24 protein-coding genes, 3 riboswitches and 1 other annotated feature are annotated in these 23,231 nt (G+C 35.7%); of the genes, 20 read left to right on the top strand and 4 right to left on the bottom strand.

Features of this window, described 5'->3' with window-relative positions; genetic code table 11:
* Window positions 1–126: 126 nt before the first annotated feature.
* The gene (locus JFT89_RS06965) at window positions 127–2,013 is read right to left on the bottom strand and encodes an LTA synthase family protein (protein WP_002086724.1); all 1,887 of its coding nucleotides are present in this window, start codon (window positions 2,011–2,013) and stop codon (window positions 127–129) included.
* A 253-nt stretch (window positions 2,014–2,266) separates the two neighbouring features.
* On the opposite strand from JFT89_RS06965, the gene JFT89_RS06960 reads away from it, so the two are divergent.
* The 12 genes from JFT89_RS06960 (at window position 2,267) to JFT89_RS06905 (ending at window position 13,276) form a co-directional block, all read left to right on the top strand.
* Window positions 2,267–2,662 carry a DUF3888 domain-containing protein gene (locus JFT89_RS06960; RefSeq protein ID WP_195743282.1) on the top strand — a complete coding sequence of 132 codons (396 nt, stop codon included), beginning with the start codon at window positions 2,267–2,269 and terminating at the stop codon, window positions 2,660–2,662.
* An 89-nt stretch (window positions 2,663–2,751) separates the two neighbouring features.
* Window positions 2,752–2,933, top strand: a riboswitch (Lysine riboswitch).
* Between the two features lie 180 nt (window positions 2,934–3,113).
* A complete protein-coding gene (gene lysA, locus JFT89_RS06955) occupies window positions 3,114–4,430 on the top strand; it encodes a diaminopimelate decarboxylase (protein ID WP_002126306.1) in 1,317 nt (438 codons plus the stop codon).
* Window positions 4,431–4,547: 117 nt separating this feature from the next.
* A riboswitch (SAM riboswitch) is annotated at window positions 4,548–4,656 on the top strand.
* Window positions 4,657–4,729: 73 nt separating this feature from the next.
* Window positions 4,730–4,873 (top strand): YezD family protein, encoded by a 144-nt coding sequence (locus JFT89_RS06950; protein ID WP_000116159.1) that lies wholly within the window; start codon window positions 4,730–4,732, stop codon window positions 4,871–4,873.
* A gap of 87 nt (window positions 4,874–4,960) precedes the next feature.
* Entirely contained in the window at window positions 4,961–5,665 is a 705-nt protein-coding gene (locus JFT89_RS06945; protein ID WP_002011694.1) for a phosphoadenylyl-sulfate reductase, read from the top strand.
* 39 nt (window positions 5,666–5,704) lie between these two features.
* Window positions 5,705–6,841, top strand: coding sequence for a sulfate adenylyltransferase (gene sat, locus JFT89_RS06940; protein ID WP_002064455.1), 1,137 nt, complete (start codon window positions 5,705–5,707; stop codon window positions 6,839–6,841).
* A gap of 12 nt (window positions 6,842–6,853) precedes the next feature.
* Entirely contained in the window at window positions 6,854–7,447 is a 594-nt protein-coding gene (cysC, locus tag JFT89_RS06935; RefSeq protein ID WP_002135189.1) for an adenylyl-sulfate kinase, read from the top strand.
* Window positions 7,448–7,458: 11 nt separating this feature from the next.
* Window positions 7,459–9,081 carry a nitrite/sulfite reductase gene (locus tag JFT89_RS06930; protein ID WP_002064458.1) on the top strand — a complete coding sequence of 541 codons (1,623 nt, stop codon included), beginning with the start codon at window positions 7,459–7,461 and terminating at the stop codon, window positions 9,079–9,081.
* A 10-nt stretch (window positions 9,082–9,091) separates the two neighbouring features.
* Window positions 9,092–9,292, top strand: coding sequence for a DUF3906 family protein (locus JFT89_RS06925; protein ID WP_002064460.1), 201 nt, complete (start codon window positions 9,092–9,094; stop codon window positions 9,290–9,292).
* Between the two features lie 85 nt (window positions 9,293–9,377).
* Window positions 9,378–10,154: a uroporphyrinogen-III C-methyltransferase gene (gene cobA / locus JFT89_RS06920; protein WP_033706585.1), complete on the top strand. Its 777-nt coding sequence runs from the start codon at window positions 9,378–9,380 to the stop codon at window positions 10,152–10,154.
* Window position 10,155: 1 nt separating this feature from the next.
* Window positions 10,156–10,908: a sirohydrochlorin chelatase gene (locus tag JFT89_RS06915; protein ID WP_002064462.1), complete on the top strand. Its 753-nt coding sequence runs from the start codon at window positions 10,156–10,158 to the stop codon at window positions 10,906–10,908.
* Window positions 10,883–11,500: an NAD(P)-binding protein gene (locus JFT89_RS06910; protein ID WP_201039695.1), complete on the top strand. Its 618-nt coding sequence runs from the start codon at window positions 10,883–10,885 to the stop codon at window positions 11,498–11,500. Before JFT89_RS06915 ends, JFT89_RS06910 begins: the two co-directional genes overlap by 26 nt.
* Before the next feature lie 62 nt (window positions 11,501–11,562).
* Window positions 11,563–11,809 (top strand) — a binding site (T-box leader).
* A gap of 111 nt (window positions 11,810–11,920) precedes the next feature.
* Entirely contained in the window at window positions 11,921–13,276 is a 1,356-nt protein-coding gene (locus JFT89_RS06905; RefSeq protein WP_201040013.1) for a sodium-dependent transporter, read from the top strand.
* A 30-nt stretch (window positions 13,277–13,306) separates the two neighbouring features.
* On the opposite strand, the gene JFT89_RS06900 is transcribed toward JFT89_RS06905, so the two are convergent.
* Entirely contained in the window at window positions 13,307–13,468 is a 162-nt protein-coding gene (locus JFT89_RS06900; protein ID WP_002158647.1) for a hypothetical protein, read from the bottom strand.
* A gap of 101 nt (window positions 13,469–13,569) precedes the next feature.
* Complete coding sequence (locus JFT89_RS06895; protein ID WP_063219055.1) at window positions 13,570–14,844, bottom strand: murein hydrolase activator EnvC family protein; 1,275 nt, start codon at window positions 14,842–14,844, stop codon at window positions 13,570–13,572.
* A gap of 492 nt (window positions 14,845–15,336) precedes the next feature.
* Between JFT89_RS06895 and gltP the strand changes: the two genes are divergently transcribed.
* The 3 genes from gltP (at window position 15,337) to JFT89_RS06880 (ending at window position 18,835) form a co-directional block, all read left to right on the top strand.
* Window positions 15,337–16,611 (top strand): glutamate/aspartate:proton symporter GltP, encoded by a 1,275-nt coding sequence (gltP, locus tag JFT89_RS06890; protein WP_201039694.1) that lies wholly within the window; start codon window positions 15,337–15,339, stop codon window positions 16,609–16,611.
* A 68-nt stretch (window positions 16,612–16,679) separates the two neighbouring features.
* Window positions 16,680–17,198, top strand: a complete 519-nt coding sequence (locus tag JFT89_RS06885; protein WP_002064470.1) for a ribonuclease FAU-1 family protein — start codon at window positions 16,680–16,682, stop codon at window positions 17,196–17,198.
* Window positions 17,199–17,318: 120 nt separating this feature from the next.
* Window positions 17,319–17,424: riboswitch (SAM riboswitch) on the top strand.
* Between the two features lie 94 nt (window positions 17,425–17,518).
* On the top strand, window positions 17,519–18,835 hold the full coding sequence (locus JFT89_RS06880) for a Na+/H+ antiporter NhaC family protein (protein ID WP_016094473.1): 1,317 nt from the start codon (window positions 17,519–17,521) through the stop codon (window positions 18,833–18,835).
* Between the two features lie 68 nt (window positions 18,836–18,903).
* Here JFT89_RS06880 and JFT89_RS06875 read toward each other — a convergent pair whose 3' ends face one another.
* Window positions 18,904–19,326, bottom strand: a complete 423-nt coding sequence (locus tag JFT89_RS06875) for a GNAT family N-acetyltransferase (RefSeq protein WP_002064474.1) — start codon at window positions 19,324–19,326, stop codon at window positions 18,904–18,906.
* 310 nt (window positions 19,327–19,636) lie between these two features.
* On the opposite strand from JFT89_RS06875, the gene JFT89_RS06870 reads away from it, so the two are divergent.
* The 5 genes from JFT89_RS06870 to JFT89_RS06850 all read left to right on the top strand — a co-directional run bounded on the left by JFT89_RS06870 (window position 19,637) and on the right by JFT89_RS06850 (window position 23,231).
* Window positions 19,637–19,993 (top strand): lmo0954 family membrane protein, encoded by a 357-nt coding sequence (locus tag JFT89_RS06870; protein ID WP_002011676.1) that lies wholly within the window; start codon window positions 19,637–19,639, stop codon window positions 19,991–19,993.
* A 44-nt stretch (window positions 19,994–20,037) separates the two neighbouring features.
* On the top strand, window positions 20,038–20,700 hold the full coding sequence (locus JFT89_RS06865; RefSeq protein ID WP_002011675.1) for a PspA/IM30 family protein: 663 nt from the start codon (window positions 20,038–20,040) through the stop codon (window positions 20,698–20,700).
* A gap of 106 nt (window positions 20,701–20,806) precedes the next feature.
* On the top strand, window positions 20,807–21,547 hold the full coding sequence (gene liaF / locus JFT89_RS06860; RefSeq protein WP_002126337.1) for a cell wall-active antibiotics response protein LiaF: 741 nt from the start codon (window positions 20,807–20,809) through the stop codon (window positions 21,545–21,547).
* Window positions 21,547–22,602 carry a sensor histidine kinase gene (locus JFT89_RS06855; protein WP_002011673.1) on the top strand — a complete coding sequence of 352 codons (1,056 nt, stop codon included), beginning with the start codon at window positions 21,547–21,549 and terminating at the stop codon, window positions 22,600–22,602. The genes liaF and JFT89_RS06855 overlap by 1 nt, the downstream gene beginning before the upstream one ends.
* Window positions 22,599–23,231 carry a response regulator gene (locus JFT89_RS06850; protein ID WP_000598709.1) on the top strand — a complete coding sequence of 211 codons (633 nt, stop codon included), beginning with the start codon at window positions 22,599–22,601 and terminating at the stop codon, window positions 23,229–23,231. Before JFT89_RS06855 ends, JFT89_RS06850 begins: the two co-directional genes overlap by 4 nt.

The raw sequence follows: 23,231 nt of genomic DNA, 5'->3' as shown, positions 1-23,231 counted from the left end.
TATTTTATCATACCATAAATTTCTTTCTCATACGAAAAAAATTCCCAATTTGTGAAAGATTGTATAGAAGAGGAATTTGAAAAATAAGTAAAAAAGGAAGCAACTTTTGTAAAGTTGCTTCCTACACTATTCAAATTTCGTTGTCATCGTTCCGGTTTTATATCGATTGTTAGGATCAAATCGTAATAAATCTCCATAAATGAGTTTGTCGGATAATTTTAATTCTGTTTTTGCTTTTTCAATATAAGGCTGACATAGTGTTAAATCAGCTTCTTCACCTGTGCTTCTTTTATAGCACATATTTTTTGTATAAACATAATCTTCCGAAACAAAACTGCCGTCCCGCATTACCATAAGAGGGTCTTTTTCTTTCGTAAATAAGTCTGTTCCAAATTCTACGGATTGATTTGTTTTAATACCAAGTAAATGAAGTAACGTTGGTTTAATATCAATTTGACCAGATACTTTAGAGATGACTTTTCCTTCTTGGCCAGGCACATGAATAATGAGAGGGACGCGTTGTAATTGCATAGAATCAAACGGTGTAATAGCGTCTTTCCCAAGGAACTGAGCCATAGCTGCATTATGGTTTTCAGAAATGCCGTAATGATCACCATAAATGACAATAACGGAATTATCATATAGTCCTTCGTCTTTCAATTGTTTAATAAATAATTTAAGAGCTTCATCCGTGTAACGAACGGTTGGGAAGTAGCGATTTAAAACACCACTTTCGGAATTAAATTCATCAACATATTGATCTTCTGGATTTAGAAGAAATGGAAAATGGTTTGTTAACGTAATAAATTTTGTATAGAACGGTTGTGGTAAAGATTTTAACTTTGGAATAGATTGCTCAAAGAACTCTTTATCTTTTAATCCCCAACCGACAGACATTTGTTCCGTTCCTACGTAATCATTTAAATTAAAGTAACGATCATATCCAAGCGCAGGATACATTACGTCACGATTCCAAAATGTTTTATCGTTTGAATGGAAGACAGCAGAAGAATATCCGTATTTCTTTAATTGTTCTGGTGTGGCAGTGTATTCATTTGTTGCATGAGTAAAGAATACAGAACCACGGTCTAACGGATAAAGGGAATTTTCAACGATAAATTCAGCATCAGAAGTTTTACCTTGTCCCGTTTGATGATAGAAGTTATCGAAATAAAAACTATCTTTAATAAACTCATTTAAAAATGGAGTAATCTCTTTTCCATTTATTTTTTTATTAATAACAAAACTTTGTGTAGATTCCATTGAAATTAAAATTACATTTTTACCCTTTGCAGCTCCAAATAAGTTTTTATCAACTTGTTTATCTTTTGAGTCTGTATAGTTTTTAATTTCAGAGAACCCGTCTCCACTTGCAAATACACGCTCAGCTGAAGACTTAGATTGAAGTGTAATATCAAATAGATGATATGTGTATAACCCTAAATTTTTCACGACAGTTTGACGATCAAATGAGCGTGAGAACATTTGTGGTTTATATATAACTGAAACAACAATTTGTAGTGCTAATAATACTGTTACACCGCTAAAGAAAGTTCGCTTCTCAGAGCGAGAAAGGGGTGTTTTATCACCAAATGATGGGAATTTACGCGAAATAAACATTAAAATAATTGCGTCTGCAAATAAAAGTAATGTTTTATACGTAAAGAGTTCTTTTATACTCGTCCCTAAGTCAGCCATATTATTTGTTTGGAATAAAACAGGGAAAGTAACAAAATCGTTATAGAACCCGTAAAACATTGCATTTCCAAATAAAATAAATGACAGTATAAAACTAATTACAATAATAATTCGGTTTCGGTACTTAGATGCAAGTAAAGCGAAACCAAAAAATAAAAGTAACGAAGCTAGTGGGTTAATAAAAAGCATAAACTCTTCAAAGAAGTTATCAATTCTAATATCAAATGCTAGCTTGTACACAATATATGTTTTTATCCATAATAAAACGACTGCAACTAGTGCAAATCGCAGTTTTGGAAACAGATTTTGTAGCATAATATACTCCTCTCCTAAAAGCATGACGGTTCTTGTGAGCCGGTTTGATTAGCGCCTCACTTTATATATACGAACAGTCCTTTGTTATTATGTTTATTATACTATGAGTATCATTATACGAAAATAAAAGAGAGTTGTGGGCTTTTTTATAATAATTGAGTAGAAAAAGGGCAGTGGGAGACAATAAAACGGAGTTTCTATGTATGATAATTATCGTGCGCAAAAAGAATCGAGTAATAAAACGGAGGTTATAATGCGAAAATTATTATATTTTATAGTATGCAGTAGTGTTATACTTTTTGCTTCACCGAGTGTGTCGGTAGCACAATATGATGCACCCTTTATGGAAGATGCCCTTTATTCTGTTTTATTTCCAAAAATAAATAAGGCAATTGAAAAACAATATGGGAGCTTGAAGCCTTATCAATGTCCTAAAATTATTAGTTTAAAAAAAGTGTATAGTGGTACATATTTATTTCAAGCGAGTATTGAAGTAACGAAGTATGAACAGGTTGGTGGGAAAATTGTTCCACCATTTGAGAAGGTAACGATTACATTTAATAACGAAGAGGGCGAATGGGAAGTGACAAAGGTTTCAGTAAAGCGCTTACCAAATGATACAAAATTAAACTGTAAAAAAACAATATAAAAAATTGTTTGACAAATAAAATGGTCCTTTGGTATTGTTAATAGCAACAATTAGATGTTTGAAAATTAAATAGACTTACCTCATCTACTCTCAAAGGTAGAGGCCGCGATAGGAAAGAGTAAGCTATGGGAGATTTAGTGGAATCTGTGATCATAGGTTGAAAGGGACTATTGCCGAAATATAAGAATGACCACGTTATTCATATATTGGGACTGCATTGAATAAATGTAGTACTGTCATAATATTTATTTTATGAAGAGCTATTTGGAGATGTTGATGCGGTTTCTTATTTTGAGAAGATAACAACTCGTTTATTTTTTCAATATATATTTTTCCTAATAAGAAACGCGTGTGAACATTGTTCCGCGCGTTTTTTGTCTATCTAAAAGCGTGCTGCAATGAATAGAAGATTGGGGTTATGAGTTTTAGAGGAAATAAGGGAGGAATTTAAATGTATTTACACGGCACAAGCCGAATCAATGGGCAAGGACACTTAGAAATTGGTGGGTGCGATACGACGCAGCTAGCAAAACAATACGGAACACCACTTTATGTATACGATGAAGAGTCTATTCGAGGAAAGTGCCGCGCGTTTCATCGTGCTTTTAAAGAAAGTGGTTTCTCTTATCAAGTAGCATATGCAAGCAAGGCGTTCTTGTGCATGGAGATGTGCCGAGTAGCTCGTGAAGAGAATATGTCTTTAGACGTTGTTTCTGGAGGAGAATTATATACTGCGCTTCAAGCTGGTTTTCCGGCATCGCGTATTCATTTTCACGGAAATAATAAAACAGAAGAAGAAATGATTATGGCTCTTCAGGCGAATATCGGTTGTTTTGTAGTAGATAATTTCTTAGAATTAGAAATTTTACATGATTTAGCAATGCAACATGGGAAATTTGTGAACATATTAATCCGTGTAACGCCTGGGGTAGAGGCACATACACACGAATATATAACAACAGGTCAAGAGGATTCGAAATTTGGATTTGGTGTTTCAAATGGTCAAGCGATGCAAGCAATTGAGCTTGCCTTGCAAAAATCAAATTATAATGTGCTAGGAATTCACTCGCACATCGGATCACAAATATTTGAAACGGCTGGATTTGTTCGAGCAATTGAAGTACTCCGCCAATTTTTAGAAGAAGTGAGAGAGCGAACACATTATGTGATGAAAGTATTAAATGTGGGCGGAGGTTTCGGTATACGTTATACGGATTCAGATACACCGTTAACACTTGAAACGTATGTGCACGCTGTAACAAGTACGATAAGAGAGCAGTTTACATTATGTGAATATCCGCTTCCAGAAATATGGATTGAACCAGGTCGTAGTATTGTAGGTGATGCTGGAACAACACTTTATACAGTCGGAGCGGTGAAAGAGATTCCTGGCATTCGGAAATATGTTTCAGTCGATGGTGGAATGACAGATAATTTAAGACCAGCTCTATACGGAGCCCGTTATGAGGCGATGTTGGCGAATCGAGGGAATGATGAGAATGAGGAACTCGTTTCGATTGCTGGGAAATGCTGTGAAAGTGGAGATATGCTGATTTGGGATATTAACTTACCGCAAGTTGCTTCTTCTGATTTACTAGCAATTTCTTGTACGGGGGCATATGGGTACTCGATGGCGAATAATTATAATCGTATTCGTAGACCAGCTGTCGTCTTTGCAAAAGGCGGGACGTCACAAATTGTCGTAGAACGTGAAACATATGAAAATATCATTGGGAACGATCGCATACGTATTAAAGAGCTGGTGTGAATGAGAAAGAAGGAGTTGTCTAGTAAAGGCAACTCCTTTTAAAAAAATAAAAATAATTAAATATATCGGAAAACTAGGATTGAAAAAAATCAGAATTGTGATAAAATACAAATACAAAGCTTATCAAGAGAAGCTGAGGGAACTGGCCCTACGAAGCTCGGCAACCTGCTTATAGAAAGCAAGGTGCTAAATCCAGCAAAATGGAATCCATTTTGAAAGATAAGGTAAAATATATTACCGAACAGTCTTTTCGAAATGGGAAAGATTTTTTTTTATGAATAAAAAGGGGGGCTGTTTGCGTGAGCGTACGGGAGCATTTTGATGAAGTATCTGAGAAAATTCAAGCGATGCTTGCTGATATGAAATATGGTTCCATTACAATTGTTGTGCAAGATGGAAAAGTGATTCAATTAGAAAAAAGTGAAAAGGTTCGTTTAAAGTAAAAAGCGCTGACTAGAAAAACTAGAGGCGGTTTTAATCTATTTTTAATAGGTTAAAGCCGTCTTTTTGCTTTTACAGGGGGAAAAAACATGTTGACGTACGAAACGTGGAAAGAAAATAGTGTTTCATTTTCTGAAGAAGATGAAACGAAAGGCGCGCTATCAGTATTAAGTTGGGCTTATAACGAATATAAAGATGAAATTGTATATGCATGTAGCTTTGGGGTGGAGGGAATGGTTTTATTACATCTTATAAACCAAGTAAATCCATCTGCTAAAGTTGTATTTTTGGATACAAATGTTCATTTTCAAGAAACGTACGAATTAATTAAGAAGGTACGCGAGAGATTTCCTTCATTAAATATTATAGAAAAACAGCCAGAACTTACACTCGATGAACAAGCGAAGCTTCATGGAGAGAAGTTATGGGAAAGTAATCCGAATCTTTGCTGTAGTATTAGAAAAATTTTACCGTTAGAAAAATCATTAGCAGCGGAAAAAGCGTGGATATCAGGCTTAAGAAGGGAACAATCAGAAACGCGTAAGCATACACAGTTTATAAATCAAGATCGTCGTTTTCAATCTATTAAAGTTTGTCCGCTCATTCATTGGACTTGGAAAGAAGTTTGGCGATATGTATATAAACATAGTTTGCCGTATAACCCATTGCATGATGTTGGCTATCCGAGTATTGGGTGTGAGAAATGTACATTACCTGTAGGTGATGGTGGCAATTCAAGAGATGGAAGATGGGCTGGGAAAATGAAGACGGAATGTGGCCTTCACTTTCAATGAGATAGATTTTGAAATAAAGCTAAGAAGGGATATAAGAAAATGAGTACAACAAATGAATTAGTAAACCGCATTGATGAAACATATGAAATATCGAACATTGTAAAGGAAATCGAGATAGACAAAATTGCACTTAGTGATTTAGAACTTTTGGCGACAGGAGGATATAGCCCTCTTACAGGATTTTTAGGGAAGAGAGATTATGATTCAGTAGTAGAAACGCTTCGTTTAGCAAATGGTAGCGTATGGAGTATACCGATTACACTACCGGTAACAGAAGAAGTAGCCGAGAAACTGCAGGCTGGAGAGGAAGTAAAACTTGTCAACGCCGGAAATGTATATGGTGTTATTCAAATAGAAGATATTTTTGTACCAGATAAAGAAAAAGAAGCGTCACTTGTATATAAAACGACGGATGAAGCACATCCAGGGGTGGAAAAATTATATGAACGACCAAACGTTTACGTTGGAGGAGCTATTATTCTTACAAAACGCTTTGGAAATAATCCGTTTCCTTCTTATCATTTAGATCCAATTGAAACGAGAGAAGAATTTAAAAAACGCGGTTGGAAAACAGTAGTTGGATTTCAAACGAGAAACCCGGTACATCGTGCCCATGAGTATATTCAAAAATCTGCTCTTGAAATTGTAGATGGTCTCTTTTTAAATCCGCTTGTTGGGGAAACGAAGTCAGATGATATTCCTGCTGATGTAAGGATGGAAAGCTATGAAGTATTACTTCAAAACTATTATCCGAAAGATCGTGTCTTTTTAGGTGTATTTCCTGCAGCAATGCGTTACGCAGGACCAAGGGAAGCGATATTTCATGCATTAGTAAGAAAGAACTTTGGTTGTACCCACTTTATTATAGGGCGTGATCATGCTGGGGTAGGGGACTATTACGGAACATATGAAGCGCAGGAAATCTTTACGAATTTTACAGTAGAAGAGTTAGGAATTACGCCGTTATTTTTTGAACATAGTTTTTACTGCACGAAATGTGAAGCAATGGCTTCAACGAAAACATGTCCGCATGGAAAAGAAGACCGTGTCATCTTATCGGGTACGAAAGTACGAGAAATGTTAAGGAATGGAGAGATTCCGCCAAGTACATTTAGTCGTAAAGAAGTAGTGGAAGCGCTAATTAAAGGTTTGAAAAAAGAAGTAGTAACAGAATAGGGAGAGAATGAGATGGATACGAATATTACTTGGCATACAGCTTCTGTTTCAAAAGATGAGAGAAGAGTGAAGAATGGGCATCACAGTTTTGTAGTTTGGTTTACTGGTTTATCAGCTTCGGGTAAATCTACAGTAGCGAATGCGGTTGCTCGCAAACTGTTTGAAAAGAATATCGGAAATTATGTGCTAGATGGGGATAATATTCGCCAAGGTTTAAATAAAGATTTAGGTTTTTCTGAAAGTGATCGCATGGAAAATATAAGACGTATTGGTGAAGTGGCGAAGTTATTTGTAGATCAAGGAACTGTTGTCCTTACAGCGTTTATTTCACCATTTCGAGTAGACCGAAAACAAGTTAGGGAACTATTAGCTGCAGATGAGTTTATAGAAGTGTTTGTAAAATGTCCAATTGAAGAGTGTGAGAAACGTGATCCGAAAGGACTTTATAAAAAGGCGAGAAAAGGTGATATTAAAGAGTTTACAGGTATCGATTCACCGTATGAGGAACCAAAACAAGCAGAATTAATTGTAGAAACGCACATGAATTCTATTGAAGAATGTGCAGAACAAATTGTGAAGTACTTACAAGAGCGTAGTTTTATATAGGGGGATTAAAAATGACTTATGAAAAAGTATGGGCAAATAATGAAAAATTGAATCCGTCCGAGAAAAAGAAATTAGAAAAAGATGGATTAGAAATCTTTAATGATATTCCGTATTATGCGGAGAATGGATTTGAATCTATTCCGAAAGAAGAGTGGGACGCATTTAAATGGGCAGGATTGTATTTGCAACGACCGAAAGAAGCGGGCTATTTTATGATGCGTGTCAATATACCTTCTGGGATTATTACAAATGCGCAGGCAGAGGTGCTAGCTTCTATCGCTAAAGATTATGGGCGTGATGTGTTAGATATTACGACAAGACAGGCGATTCAGTTTCATTGGTTAGAAATTGGGCAAATTCCGGATATTTTTAAAAGATTAGCGAGAGTTGGCTTATCTTCAGCGGGGGCATGCGGTGATATTACGCGTAATATTACAGGTAATCCACTTGCTGGAATTGATGCGAATGAACTATTTGATACAACATCGATTGTTAAAGAAATATACGATTACTTCCAACATAATGAAGAGTTTTCTAATCTGCCACGTAAATTTAAAATGTCTATTAGTTCTAACATTTATAATTCAGCAAATGCAGAGATTAACTGTGTGGCATTTACACCTGCTACGAAAGAAATAGATGGTGAGAAAAAAGTTGGTTTTCATATAAAAGTAGGCGGAGGCTTATCAGCTCGTCCATACTTAGCGGAAGAATTAGATGTATTCGTTTTACCAGAAGAAGTGAAGGCAGTGTCGATTGCAATTGCTACTATATTCCGTGATTTTGGATATCGTGAAAAACGCCACTTAGCACGTTTGAAATTTCTTGTCGCTGACTGGGGCGCTGAGAAATTTAAAGAGAAACTAGTAGAATACACAGGCCCATTGCAAAGTAAAGGGGAAAGTGCTCTCAAAGGCTGGAATGCAGGATACTTTTATGGCGTTCAAGATCAAAAACAAGCAGGATTAAAGTATGTCGGCTTTAATGTACCAGTAGGGCGTTTACACGCAGAGGAAATGTTTGAGATTGCAAGAATTGCAAAGAAATATGGAAACGGGCAAATTCGAACTTGTAACTCTCAAAACTTCATTATTCCGAATGTTCCGCCAGAAAATACTGAAGGGCTATTAAGTGAACCGTTGTTTGAAGCAATTTCTGCAAATCCGAAATCATTTATCGGTCATGCGGTTTCATGTACTGGTATTGAGTATTGTAATCTTGCGTTAGTAGAAACGAAAGAAAGATTACGCAAAATAGCAGAGTACTTAGATACACAAATTGCACTTGATGTACCAGTTCGAATTCATATGGTAGGATGCCCGAATTCCTGTGGTCAACGTCAAATTGCTGATATTGGTTTGCAAGGAGTGAAACTGAAAACAAAGGAAAAGGGAATCGTTGAGGCGTTTGAAATATATGTGGGCGGAACACTATTAGACGGAGGAGCATATAACGAAAAATTAAAAGGGAAAATAGATGGAGAAGATTTGCCGGATGTTCTCGTGTCCTTTTTAAGTTATTTCCAAAAGAATAAATTACTAGCCGAAACGTTTTATGATTTCGTCGGACGTGTTGGAGTGGAAGAATTACAAATTATACTAAACCAAGTAGTAGAAGAAGTAATAGCGTCTTAGGAGGGACAATATGGATTTATATCGATTTGAAGCTGTATTAGTGAATAGTGTTGTTCCGATAGTCGTTGTTGCTCAAAGTGAAGAGCAAGCATTTAAGCTTGCAGAGATAGAACTTGAAAAGTACTTTTTACCGCTACCAGAAGTGAAAGAAATCTCATTATATGAAAAAAAGAAGATTCGAAAAGGCGCGGCATTTGTTATTCATGAGTAAGGAGTAGTGTAATACGAAATAATAGTAACTTCCATTCGTGATGAAGAGTGGAAGTTTCATTTTATAATAGAAATGAGGAGAGATGATGGGGAAGGTTTATATCGTTGGGGCGGGTCCTGGTGATCCAGATTTAATTACTGTTAAAGGGTTGAAATGTATCGAAAAGTCGGATGTTATTTTGTATGACCGCCTTGTGAATAAAGAGTTACTTTCTTATGCAAAGCCTGGAGCAGATTTAATTTATTGCGGGAAACTCCCGAATTATCACACGATGAAGCAAGAGACAATTAACACATTTCTTATTAAATATGCGAAAAAAGGAAAAGTTGTAACGAGGCTTAAGGGCGGAGATCCATTTGTATTTGGAAGAGGTGGAGAAGAAGCTGAAGCGTTAGCGAAGCAAAGTATCCCATTTGAAATTATTCCTGGTATTTCAGCTGGTATAGCTGCTCCTGCTTACGCTGGAATTCCAGTAACGCACCGCGATGCAAGTGCAAGTTTTGCTGTTGTGACAGGGCACCGGAAAGAAGGGGCTGAAGAGGAAGTGAAGTGGGAAAGTTTAGCGAAAGGTGTAGATACATTAGCGGTCTATATGGGGGTTAGTAATTTACCTTACATATGTGAACAACTAATAAAACATGGAAAAAATCAAAGTACACCTGTCGCTATCATTGAGTGGGGAACGACATCTATGCAGCGTACTGTTACAGCGACGTTAGGAACAATTGTAGATGTTGCCAAAAAAGAACGAATTCAAAATCCAAGTATGATTGTTATTGGAGAAGTTGTCCGTTTTAGAGAAAAGATACATTGGTTTGAGAAACAAACGGAAAATGCATATCAAGTAAGCGGAGTATTGTAAAATGAAGGCTGTTATATATATATGTCATGGAAGCCGTTTGAAAGCAGCAAAAGAAGAAGCGGTTGCATTTATTACGTCATGTATGAACCGTGTAGAGGCAAATATTCAAGAAATTTGTTTTTTAGAGCTAGCGAATCCTTCTATTGAAGAAGGATTTCGTACATGTGTGAAGCGTGGTGCTACAGAGATTGTCGCTATTCCTGTTTTTTTATTAGCGGCAGGACATGTAAAGAAAGATATTCCGCTTGAATTACGAAAGTTAAACGAGGAATATCCGAATATCAAAATAGTGTATGGTAATCCATTTGGTGTATCAGAAGTGCTTGTAAAAGCGGTATATAACGGAAGTGGTATTAAAGACTATAAAGAAGAAGTAACACTTTTGCTCGTTGCAAGAGGGAGTAGTGATCCGGAAACTTTACAAGACATAAAGTGGATTTCTTCTTTATTTCAAAAAGAAGAGAACATTAAAGAGGTGGAAGTTTGTTATTTAGCAGCCGCGGAGCCGAAGTTTGATGAGAGGTTGAAAGAAATTGTAGAACAAAAAGAACGGAACATTGTTGTGTTACCTTACTTATTATTTACAGGCTTACTCATGAAACATGTTGAGAAAGAAGTGCGTCAATATGAGTCGGAAGAGATAAAAATAAGTCCCTATTTAGGAAAGAATGTAGCGTTTCGAGAGATGTTAATTCAGAAAACAGAGGAAATATTGAAGGGAGATCAATATGTATCCACTTACAGTGCGAGTTGATAAGAAACGTGTTGTTGTCATTGGTGGAGGGAAAGTAGCGGGGTTTAAAATTATTCCTTTACTAAAACAAGGTGCGGATATTGTTGTAGTAAGTACAGAATTAGATGCAAATTTAGTGAAACTTGTAGAAGAAAAGCAAATTCGTTGGTATCAAAGAGAGTATGAGAAAAGTGATATTAAAGATGCTTTTTTAGTAGTTGCAGCGACTAGTGATTCGGTACTAAATGAACAAATTGCTGAAGATGCCGCAGTGAATCAATTGGTAAATGTTATTACGAATCCGGAAAGTGGAAATGTTCATTTTCCGGCGGCAATTCATCGTGGATTGCTTAATGTAGCTGTTTCTACTGGAGGGGCAAGTCCGAAACTTGCAAAAAAAATTCGTGATGATATCGCAAATAAATATGATGAGAAGTATGAATCGTATCTTGATTTTTTATATGAAGTTAGACTAAAAGTGAAAGCATTACAAGTAGAGAAAAGGCAAAAAAATATATTGTTACAAGAAGTATTAAAGTCGATATATATTCAAAGTGAACAAAAAAGAGAGCTTTTTTTACAAGAATTAGAGAGGGGAATTTATATAGGATAGTGAGTGAATTGTGCTTTACAAATATAAAAATATAATTTATAATCACAAGTAACTTCAAAAAGATGAAATCGATGAGCAAGAAGAGTACGTATATTTGATGCGTTCAGAGAGCTGGGGTAAGGTGTGAGCCCGGTACGATAAAATATACAGAATGGGCTTGCGAGAGGTATGCTGAACATTGCAGTAGGCAACCCGGGTTCCGCCGTTAAAAGGATAGGGTATCGGAATTTTCCTGTACCTGAACAAGTGGGATTTATTGATCCAATTGAGGTGGTACCACGGTATTCTATTACATATATCGTCCTCTACATGCATATTTGCGTGTAGGGGACTTTTTTATTTTCTAAAGGAGGTGTGCGAGTATGAAATGAAAGTGTATAATTGATAAAAGTTATAATATTCAGAAAAGGAGATTTTATGATGAAAGAAACACAGCAATGGACGTCGAAAATAGGCTTTGTACTCGCAGCAGCGGGAGCCGCAGTAGGTCTTGGGGCAATATGGAAGTTTCCATATGTTGCAGGTAATGGAGGGGGAGGCGCGTTCTTCCTTGTATTCTTACTATTAACTTTATTTATTGGTATGCCTCTTCTTGTAGCTGAATTTGTTATTGGTCGTAGTACTCAAAAAGAGGCCGTTACAGCTTATAAAGTATTAGTACCGAATAGCAAGTTATATCCTTGGATTGGTCGTATGGGGGTTGTTACTTGTTTTAGCGTACTATCTTTTTATAGTGTTGTAGGTGGATGGATTTTACTTTATTTATACTATAGTGTCACAGGTAGTTTCTGGAACGGAGTAGTCGATTATGGACAATTGTTTGCTGAAACAATTTCAAATCCAGTAAGTGCGATTGGGGCGCAATTCATTTTTATGCTTTGTACCATTTTTGTTGTTAGTAAAGGTGTGGAAAAAGGCATAGAAAAGGCAAGTAAGTACATGATGCCGCTATTATTCATTTTATTTATTGCTATCATTATTCGTGCGTTAACACTTGATGGTGCTATGGCTGGGGTAGAGTTCTTCTTAAAACCAGATTTTTCAAAGCTTACAGCAGATACGATTTTATATGCGATGGGACAATCTTTCTTCTCACTAACGGTAGGTGCCTCGGTAATGGTAACGTATAGTTCGTATTTAAAGAAAGAAGAGCATTTAGCTAAATCAGCAACATCTATTGTAAGTTTAACTGTATTTGTTACAGTACTTGCAGGATTAGCGATTTTTCCGGCGATTTTCGCATTAGGAGTTAAACCGACAGAAGGACCAGGGCTACTGTTTATCGTTCTTCCTGCTGTCTTTGCGAAAATTCCATTTGGACAATTTTTCTTCATTATGTTTTTAGTTTTATTCTTCTTTGCGACTTTAACATCTGCGATTTCAATGCTTGAAATTGTAGTAGCATCTGTTGCGAAAGATAATGAGAAGAAGCGTCCGTCAGCTTCGTTATTAATTGGTATTCTTATTTTTGCAGTTGGAATTCCATCAGCGTTATCGTTTGGAATTATGAGTGATGTGAAAATATTTGGTAAGACATTCTTTGATTTCGTCGATTTTTCGGTAAGCAATGTGTTACTGCCACTCGGAGTACTAGCCATTTCGCTATTCGTACCAAATAAAATGAGTAAAGAGTTATTAATGAAAGAATTAGAAGTTACGGAAACGAAAGGGAAAACATTATTTAACATTTGGTTCTTCTTACTTCGTTATGTTATTCCGGTAACTGTAATTATCGTATTTTTAAATGCGGTAGGCGTATTTAAAATGTTTGCATAATAAAAAGACGGAGATTTCTCCGTCTTTTTATTATGTTGTAGAAGTATTTAATAAGCGATTATATGCTTTATAAGCTGTGACAACTGCGATAAATGATCCAATTAAAAATAACGCTGAGCCGCCGAATGTAAATAATCGGCCGATGTATGTTTCTCTAGCTTCTTCTATTTCTTCTTGTAATTGTGTATTCATATTAATCACCCCGCAAAATATAGGCATTTAGTTGTAGTTTATGTAAAATGCCTACAAAGTGTGAAATGGTAGTAAAAAAACTCGGTATGCACCGAGTTTTTTTATAATCCGATATAAGGAGACGGATCAACTGCGTTTGTCTTACCAACATTCCATTCTCCAATATGAAGTTCGAAGTGTAAATGTTGTCCGTAAGATTGACCGGTATTTCCCATAAAACCAAGTTGGTCGCCTTGTTTTACAGTTTGTCCATTGGATACAGAGCGGCTACTCATATGTGCATACACTGTCGTATATGTTTTTCCGTTAACACGGTGAGATAAGTAAACAACGTTTCCGTAACTAGAGGATAATTCTGAACGGATAACAACGCCATCTGCAGCGGCAATAATTGGAACTGTTCCCGGAGCTGCGATATCGATTCCTTTATGGTTATCTAAAGAACGTGTGCCGAATCCAGAAGTTTTTGATCCAGCCGCTGGTTTAATAAATCCACCTTTGTTCGTATCTTGCGGTGTTGGTGCGGATTGTGTGCTTTCTTTAGCAGAAGCGGCGGCTTGTTTTTTTGCTTCCTCAGCCTTGCGTGCCTCTTCCGCTTTCCGAGCTTCTTCCGCACGTTTTTCTTCTTCAATTGCTTTTTGAACAGCTTGACGCTGGTTTTCTAAAATACCTTGTGACTCTTCTAATCCTTCAATCTCGGAATCTACTTTTGATACTTTCGTATGTAGATCTTTAATAAGAGTTTGTTGCTGTTGTTGATTACTTTGTAACTCTTGTTGTTTTTGCTCTAATTTTTGTTCAGATTCTTTCAGTTGTTGCTCTTTTTTCTCAACAGCCTCTTTTTCTGTCGTTACAGCATGTTGATCATCTGTTTGCTTTTTCACAATATCGGTATCGTTATTTAAAATTAAACTTACAGAATACATATTATCAACAAGATCAGCGATATTTGCAGAACTTGTTAATACTTCTGTAATGATACTCGTACGAGGCTTCTCTTGCATAGATTGTAGTCGTTGTTTAATAACCTCTTGACGTGTATCTATGTTTGTTTGTAATTGCTCTATATGTTTCTTTTTTTCAGCAATTGCTTGCTGCGTTTTGCTAATTTCTTTTTTTGTATCGTTTAATTCAGCTTCGTTTTTATTAATAGAAGTAGTTAATTCGTCGATTTTCTTTTGTAATTCCTGGATTTCTTTTTCTATTTGTTCTTTCTCAGCTGATTTATTTTGTAAGTCATTTTGTTTGCCTTCTAATTCGGATTGAATATTAGATAATTTATTTTCATTCGTTTCAGCGTATACGGGTGAAAGTAACGGGGAAACGAAAATCGTTCCAGCTGCTAAAACACTAAATGCTGCAAATTTCTTTTTCATGGTTGTCTTGCTCCTTTCCCTATGAATGTTATATATCATAAGAAGAAGAGTGTCTATCGTTGTAATCATAATGTAAAGAAAATTTTATAATTTTGCTAAGTTTTGTCGGAATTTAGTATCTTTTCGTAGTGTTTGTCATAAATTTAAAATTCTTGAATGTATAGAAAAAGATATCAATTTCTATATTTTTTTAAAAAAACATGGGAAATGATGGAGTTTTCCATAATGAAACAGTATTTTAAAAACCTATCAATCACTAGTAAGGAATCGATTTCATGTGAGGTTTTCTGACATGAAGTTTGTTTTTGTCAAGAAAATTATTTGTATTCGGGCAAACTTATTTTGTTGTCAGATTTTAAATTTTGATTTATGATTTTTAACAGGGACAAAATGTAGTGAATTGTCGAATAATATGTAATACTCTTAATTTCATGTTTTATAGAGATAGAATGAGAGATAGAGTGACACATCGAAGAGGGGGTTACCACAAGTATGAAAAGAATAGGACTTGCATGGCAAATTTTAATAGGACTTGCGCTCGGTATTGCAGTTGGGGCTATTTTCTTTGGCAATCCGGAAGTGGTGAAGTACTTACAACCACTTGGTGATATTTTCATCCGATTAATTAAGATGATTGTTGTACCGATTGTTGTAGCGAGTATTGTTGTTGGGGTTGCTGGTGTTGGCGATGTTAAGAAGTTAGGTCGACTAGGCGGAAAAACAATTATTTACTTTGAAATTATTACAACGATTGCAATTGCTGTTGGTCTATTAATAGCGAATATTTTCCAACCTGGAAAAGGCGTTGATATGGATAAGTTAACAAAAACAGATATTTCTAAATATACACATACGACAGAGCAAGTACAAAGTCATTCGTTCGCGGATACGTTTGTAAATATTGTTCCGACGAACATTATGAAATCATTAGCTGAAGGTGATATGCTTGCTATTATCTTCTTCTCAGTATTATTTGGTTTAGGTGTAGCAGCAATTGGTGAGCGTGGCAAACCAGTTCTACAATTTTTCCAAGGTGTAGCAGATGCAATGTTTTATGTAACGAACCAAGTTATGAAGTTTGCACCATTTGGTGTATTCGCATTAATTGGTGTTACAGTTTCTACATTCGGATTAGCTTCATTAATTCCATTAGGGAAATTACTCATTGTAGTATACGGAGCAATGATCTTCTTCGTTGTAGTTGTATTAGGACTTACAGCGAAAATATTCGGTATTAACATTTTCCAATTCTTTAAAATTTTAAAAGACGAGCTGATCTTAGCGTACTCTACAGCAAGTTCAGAAACGGTTTTACCGAAAATTATGGAGAAAATGGAGAAATTCGGTTGTCCGAAAGCAATTACATCTTTCGTTATTCCAACGGGTTATTCATTTAACTTAGATGGATCAACTTTATATCAAGCAATTGCGGCAATTTTCTTAGCGCAAATGTACGGTATTGAATTATCCATTACACAACAAATTACGTTATTACTTGTATTAATGGTTACATCAAAAGGTATCGCGGGTGTACCTGGCGTATCATTCGTTGTATTATTAGCAACACTTGGTACAGTAGGTATTCCAGCTGAAGGTTTAGCGTTTATTGCAGGTATTGACCGTATTCTTGATATGGCTCGTACAGCAGTTAACGTTGTAGGTAACTCTTTAGCGGCTGTAGTTATGTCTAAGTGGGAAGGTCAATATGACGCTGAAAAAGGACAAGCCTATTTAAAAGAGATATCTGAAAAGGGTCAAGCGGCTTAATTATAATATGAACAAGCTCTCACATAATATGTGGGGGCTTTTCTATATATAGAAGAGGAGCGGACGTAATGAAACGTAAATATGGTGACGGTTCTTCGTGGAAGCGACTAATAGAGAAGGATTATAGGGTTAAGCAAGTAGAGGATGGAATGTTAGGAATACTGGACATAAAAAAAGTGAGAGAACCTAGTCATAAAGAATACAATGGTAAACAGCTTTGCATTGCAGGTGATGGGTATACATGGATGCAATATTTTATAAACGGGAAAAACTTTGCAATTACAGCTATGTTAGACAATCAAAAACAATTAGTACAATATTATATCGACGTGACGAAAGAATATAAAATAGACGAGCGTGGTTTACCTTATTTTGATGATTTATATTTAGATGTAGTATTGTTACCGAACGGTGAGATCTATGTACTGGATGAAGACGAGTTAGAGGATGCCTATAAAATTGGTGATGTTACAAAAGAAGAATATGAGTTAGCATGGAATACAACAAAATGGATTATCGTGACGATAAAAAATAGAAAATTTTATTGGATTTCAATATTGGATAAAGAAATCGAAAAGTTAAAATGATTGGTTTATTCATATTTTTGTATAATTACCAAAAAAATCTATACAAAAAATAATTGACTTTTGTTTTGTAAGCGAGTAAAGTTAGGAAAGAAATTATTATTAAAAAATAAATATGAAACCTTCTTATAAAGAGAGGCGGAGGGACTGGCCCTACGATGCCTCGGCAGCGGACTCGATTTCAGAGTGCTGTGCCAAATCCAGCAAGCATGTGCTTGAAAGATGAGAAGAGTGTTTCTTATAGATGTATAAGACCTCTTCTCATTGGAAGAGGTCTTTTGTTGTTCATTAGAAAAGGTTGAAAACTAGGGAGAGATGATACTTTGAAAGAAACGAGAGGAAATGGTTTAGCGTTATTACCACTTGGAATATTTTTGGCGCTATTTATTGGTTCTGGAATTATTACAGGTGATTTCTATAAATTGCCGATACTTGTAGCAATTTCAATTGCTGTAGGAATTGCTTTAGTGATGAATCGTAAGGAAAGCTTTAATGTGAAAGTAGAACGATTTGCTAAAGGTGCAGGAAACCCTGATATTATGATTATGGTATTAATTTTTGTACTTGCAGGGGCGTTTTCTGAAACAGCAAAAGGAATGGGCGGAGTTGATTCCACTGTTAACTTAGCGTTATCTATTTTACCCCAAGGATTTATCGTTGCTGGAATTTTTGTTATAGGGGCATTTATTTCATTAGCGATGGGAACTTCAATGGGAACAATTGCTGCATTAGCACCTATTGCTGTAGGTATTAGTGGGCAAACAGATATCTCAATTGCACTTACGATGGCTACTGTTGTGGGCGGAGCGATGTTTGGCGATAATTTATCATTTATTTCTGATACGACAATTGCTGCTGTTCGTTCGCAAGGAACAGAAATGAAAGATAAGTTTAAAACGAATTTTTTAATTGTATTGCCAGCTGCAATCATTACAATTGTAATATTAGTAATGATTACTTTAGGTAATGATACAGAAATTAAAGCTCATACATTTGATTGGGTGAAGATTTTACCATATGCAGGTGTACTTGTTACAGCGCTACTTGGCTGGAATGTACTTATTGTATTAACCGGTGGAACGGTACTATCTGGTGTTATCGGTCTTATAGATGGAAGTTATACGTTAGAGAGTTTCTTTAAAAGTGTAACGACTGGAATGGGCGGTATGATGGAGCTAGTACTACTTGCTATATTAATCGGTGGTATGGTTGAACTTATCCAATATAATGGTGGCATTCAATATTTAATGAATCTTTTAACACGTAATATTCGTTCGAAAAAAGGAGCAGAGTTTGGTATTGCTGGCTTAGTGAGTATGACGAATATGTGTACAGCAAACAATACAATCTCTATCATTTTTACAGGTCCGCTTGCGAAAAATATTGCGGATCAGTATGAAATTGATCCCCGTAAATCAGCGAGTGTACTGGATCTTTTCTCTTGCTGTGTACAGGGGTTAATCCCATATGGTGCTCAAATGTTAACAGCGGCAGGATTTGCTGCGTTATCTCCGGTCGAATTGTTACCATATGCATTTTATCCAATTTTAGTGGGAGTATGTGGAATCATTTCTATATTAATTGGTTTCCCGAGATTTTCTAAAGTGGCGGAAAAAAAAGAGTATCATAAAACTGCATAACATAAAGAGACATTTATTATTAGCAGTTGAAAACGCTCGGAGAACATTCTCTGAGCGTTTTTTATTATTTATAAATCCTTTTTCAAATAGTAGTGTTTATAATCTCTTCCTACGTTATCGAGGATACCATACTCTTTATAACCATATTTTTTATAGAAATCTAATGCTTGAAAGCTTAAAGTGTCAACTTTTATAAAATCACAATTGCTTTCTAAAGCGATTTTTTCTACTTCTAATAACAGTTTAGTTCCATACCCTAATGCACGTATATCTTCATCGATGATAAAAGAGTGAATCTCTAACCAATTCCAACAGACTTCACCTAATATTCCCCCGCATATTTTACCATTTTCATCTTTAAGAAATAAATGAATCTCTAAGTATCTGTCTCTTAAATCAGATGGAAAGTGCTTTAAATTATATTCATAAAGCTGGTTGTTTATATAGTTTTTAGCGGAGGTATTGATTTCTTTCGTAATGTGTAAATTCATGATATATCCCCTTTAATTTAAATGTAGCCTTCTGATTTATTTTAGCATAATTTTCTTAATAATATATTTAATGTAATTTAATAAACGTTTGTATGTATTGCTAATTTTTTGGACGCGCAAGTTGAGATTTTCATCCGTTATTGAATAAGAATTTTTCTGTATCTATACGCATCGCATACATGTTCGTTTTGCAAAAGGCTGAATTCAACTCGGTCTTAAGTCTGAGTTAAAAACGGTTCTTAAGCTCGTTATGGAAACATGAAAAAATAGTTAAGATAAGAGTATCAAATCGAAGGGAGGCAAGCACAAGATGAAACAATTTCTAGCGTTTATCGCAGCCGGTATTTTGGCTTTAATTGCTCTTGGTAGTCTTGCTGGTATTGTAGGATTCGCCATTGGAGCAGGAGTTGTGTACTGGAGCTATAAATCATTTGTGCGAGCTAAATCATTTTTTGGAAAGTTAGCTTGGGGTATTGTTGGTTTAATCGGTTTGTCCATTGCACTTTCTCATTCCCCAGCATTAATCGGTATCGCAGCATTAGTAGTTTTATACTACGGATACCGTGAGTGGAAAAAAGGAAAAAATGTAGTTGTTGATTCTGCTCCAGAAAGTGCTAAACCATATAGCAACTTTGAAGATGAGTGGAACAAGTTAATGAAAAACTAATATAAAATAAATCAAATTATAAAGTAGAAGAGAGGAAGATTATAATGAAACAATCTTTATTCGGACGTGTACGTGATGCAATTTTAGCTGATTTTCATAATGTGTTAGATGAGAAAGAAAGAAAAAATCCAATTGCTATGTTAAACCAATATTTACGAGATAGTGAGCGTGAAATAACAAAAATTGAGAAGTTAATTCAGCGTCATAAAACATTAAAATCTAACTTCGCTCGTGAGCTTGAGCAAGCACGTTATTTCGTTAATAAAAGATCAAAGCAAGCTATCATCGCACAAGAAGCAGGCGAATTACAATTGCATGAACGTGCATTAGAAGAAGTAGCGTATTATGAAGGGCAAGTAACTCGCTTAGAAGAAATGTATGCTGGTGTTGTAGAGCAAATTGATGAGTTAGAGCGTCGTCTTTCAGAAATGAAAAATAAATTAAAAGAAATGAACGCAAAGCGTATGGAATTAATGGCACGTGAAAATATGGCGCATGCAAATCGCCGTATGAATACTGCTATGCATAAAATGGATGAAAATAATCCGTTCTTACGATTCGAAGAAATTGAAGATCACATTCGTGACATAGAGCTTCGTATAAATGAAGAGCATGAGCGTGATACATTTGATATGAAAATTGCAAAACTAGAGAGTGAAATGAAAGAGAAAAATGAAGTATCGTTAACGAAAGAAGTAACAAAATAATTGTAGTATATAATAAAACAGGCTTATGATATAGTGATAGGAGAAAAGGTGTTGGAAAGCAATGCCTTTTCTTCTATGTATATGTGACAAGGAGGGGGGAGCTGAAATGAAGAAGCAATTTTCAAAAACACAATTTATGGGGATGCTCCTCATCATATTTGGATTCGGTCTTTTTCTTGATATGATACTTGGACATTTTGAACCAGGTGGTCTAATATTTGCATTTATTATGATTATGTTTGGAAGGCATTATCGAAAGAAGAACCGTTATGTAAGAGGGAATGTATTTTTATTTGTCGGTGGTATTGTCTTCTTATTCTTCTTATTTTCATCAGCGGCATTCGTACTTGTTGTGTTTGCTTGTTTAGCTTTAATTGGTTATCAACTTATTCAACAAGGACATCGGCAAAAAGCAATGAAAGTTGAAATTAAAGAAAAGGGATATATAAATGAAGAAAAACAAATATATCGTACAGAACCGTATATAAAAAATATGTTTGTAGGTAATGTACGAATGATGGATCATATTTATGAAATAGAGGATATTAACGTCCAATATGGTGCTTGTGACGTCGAGATTGATTTAACAACTGCTATGATTCCAGAGGGAGAAACGGTTATTGTGATTCGGGGCGTCATTGGTAATATTCGCTTATATGTACCATATGATATTGAATTGTCTTTAAATCATTCTGTTATTGTTGGGCGAGTGCTCCTGCCAGGACACGAAGAAACTGGATTTAACCGTAATGTTACGTTTAGAACGGAACAGTATAAAGAAGCCCCTCGTCGTATTAAAATTATTTCTTCGCTTGTCGTAGGCGATACGGAAGTGAGGAAAGTATAATGAAAAAACAAAGGAATATTTCGTGGATGTATATTCGTTATTCTATGTTGTCCTCTGTGAGTATCGCACTTATTTGTACAATTGTATATGTATGGAAAAGCGAGCAACAAGTTTATGATTTACTCTGGAAAGAATCCATTGCTTCTGTTCCAATTGGCTTGTTTATTATGAGTACGAGTCTTCTTATCGGAGGAATTGTAGGATATGCAATCGGTTATTATATAGAACAGCGTATACAAGGATTAAATACTTTTCTATTTGAAGTAGAGCGAGGGAATTTTCCGAGTGATGTTTCATTTACTGCGGACGATGAATTTCATGAAGTGGAACGAAAAGTAATTGGTCTTGCTCGTCGCTTAGAGGAGCAAGCTGGGCTATTTCAAAAAGTAACGAATGAACGAGCCCATTGGAATGAAGAGATGAGACAAGAAGCGATTTCTCAAGAAAGGCATCGATTAGCGAGAGAGCTACATGATTCTGTAAGTCAGCAGCTTTTTGCAATGTCGATGATGATGTCAGCCATTAATGAGCAAGCAGCTGAAATTCCAGACACGACGAAAAAACAGTTGCAGCTTGTTGAGAATATGGTTGTAAATGCACAATCAGAAATGAGAGCATTGCTCCTTCATTTACGCCCAGTGCAGTTAGAAGGTAAGAAACTAACAGAGGGTATAGAAGAATTATTAACAGAACTGTCTAGAAAGCAACATATGAAAATTGAATGGTTAATTGAACCGATTCAATTAAAAAAAGGTGTAGAAGATCATTTATTCCGTATTGTACAAGAGGCGCTGTCTAATACTTTACGGCATGCGAAGGCAAAGAAAACCGAAGTACGCCTTCGGAAAATTGATCAATATGCGATTTTGAAAATTATTGATGACGGTGTTGGGTTTAAAGTTGGGGTTAATAAGGCTGGTTCATACGGTTTAAGGTCAATGCAAGAGCGAGTTCATGAAATTGGTGGTACATTAAAAGTTCTTAGTTTTCCGAATAAAGGTACGCAAATAGAAGTGAAAGTACCTATTATGATTGAGAGAGGGGGAGAATCATGATAAAAGTATTACTAGTTGATGATCATGAAATGGTTCGAATGGGTGTATCAGCATATTTATCAACGCAGCCAGATATTGAAGTAGTTGGAGAAGCTGAAAATGGAAGAAAAGGTTCAGAGTTAGCTTTGCAATTAAGACCGGATATTATTTTAATGGACCTTGTTATGGATGAGATGGATGGGGTTGAAGCGACACGTGCTATTATTCAAGAATGGCCAGAAGCGAAAATTGTAGTTGTCACGAGCTTTTTAGATGATGAAAAGTTATATCCTGTTATTGAGGCGGGGGCGACAAGTTATTTATTAAAAACATCAAGAGCGAGTGATATTGCAGATGCTGTACGAGCTACTTATGATGGGGAAACGGTATTAGAGCCGAAAGTTACTGGCAAAATGATGTCTCGTATGCGTCAGAAGAAAGAACAACCTTTGCATGAGGAGTTAACAGAAAGAGAGTCTGAAATTTTGTTATTAATTGCAGAGGGGAAAAGTAATCAAGAGATTGCAGATGAGTTGTTTATTGCCCTTAAAACAGTAAAGACACATGTGAGTAATATATTAAATAAGCTAAATGTAAGTGACCGGACACAGGCGGTTATTTATGCGTTTAGACACCAATTGACGAAATAA

The sequence above is a fragment of the Bacillus sp. TH25 genome (assembly GCF_016650935.1).
Taxonomy (GTDB): domain Bacteria; phylum Bacillota; class Bacilli; order Bacillales; family Bacillaceae_G; genus Bacillus_A; species Bacillus_A mycoides.
Note: the sequence above shows the minus strand (reverse complement) of the source record. Positions and strands in the feature narration are given on the sequence as shown.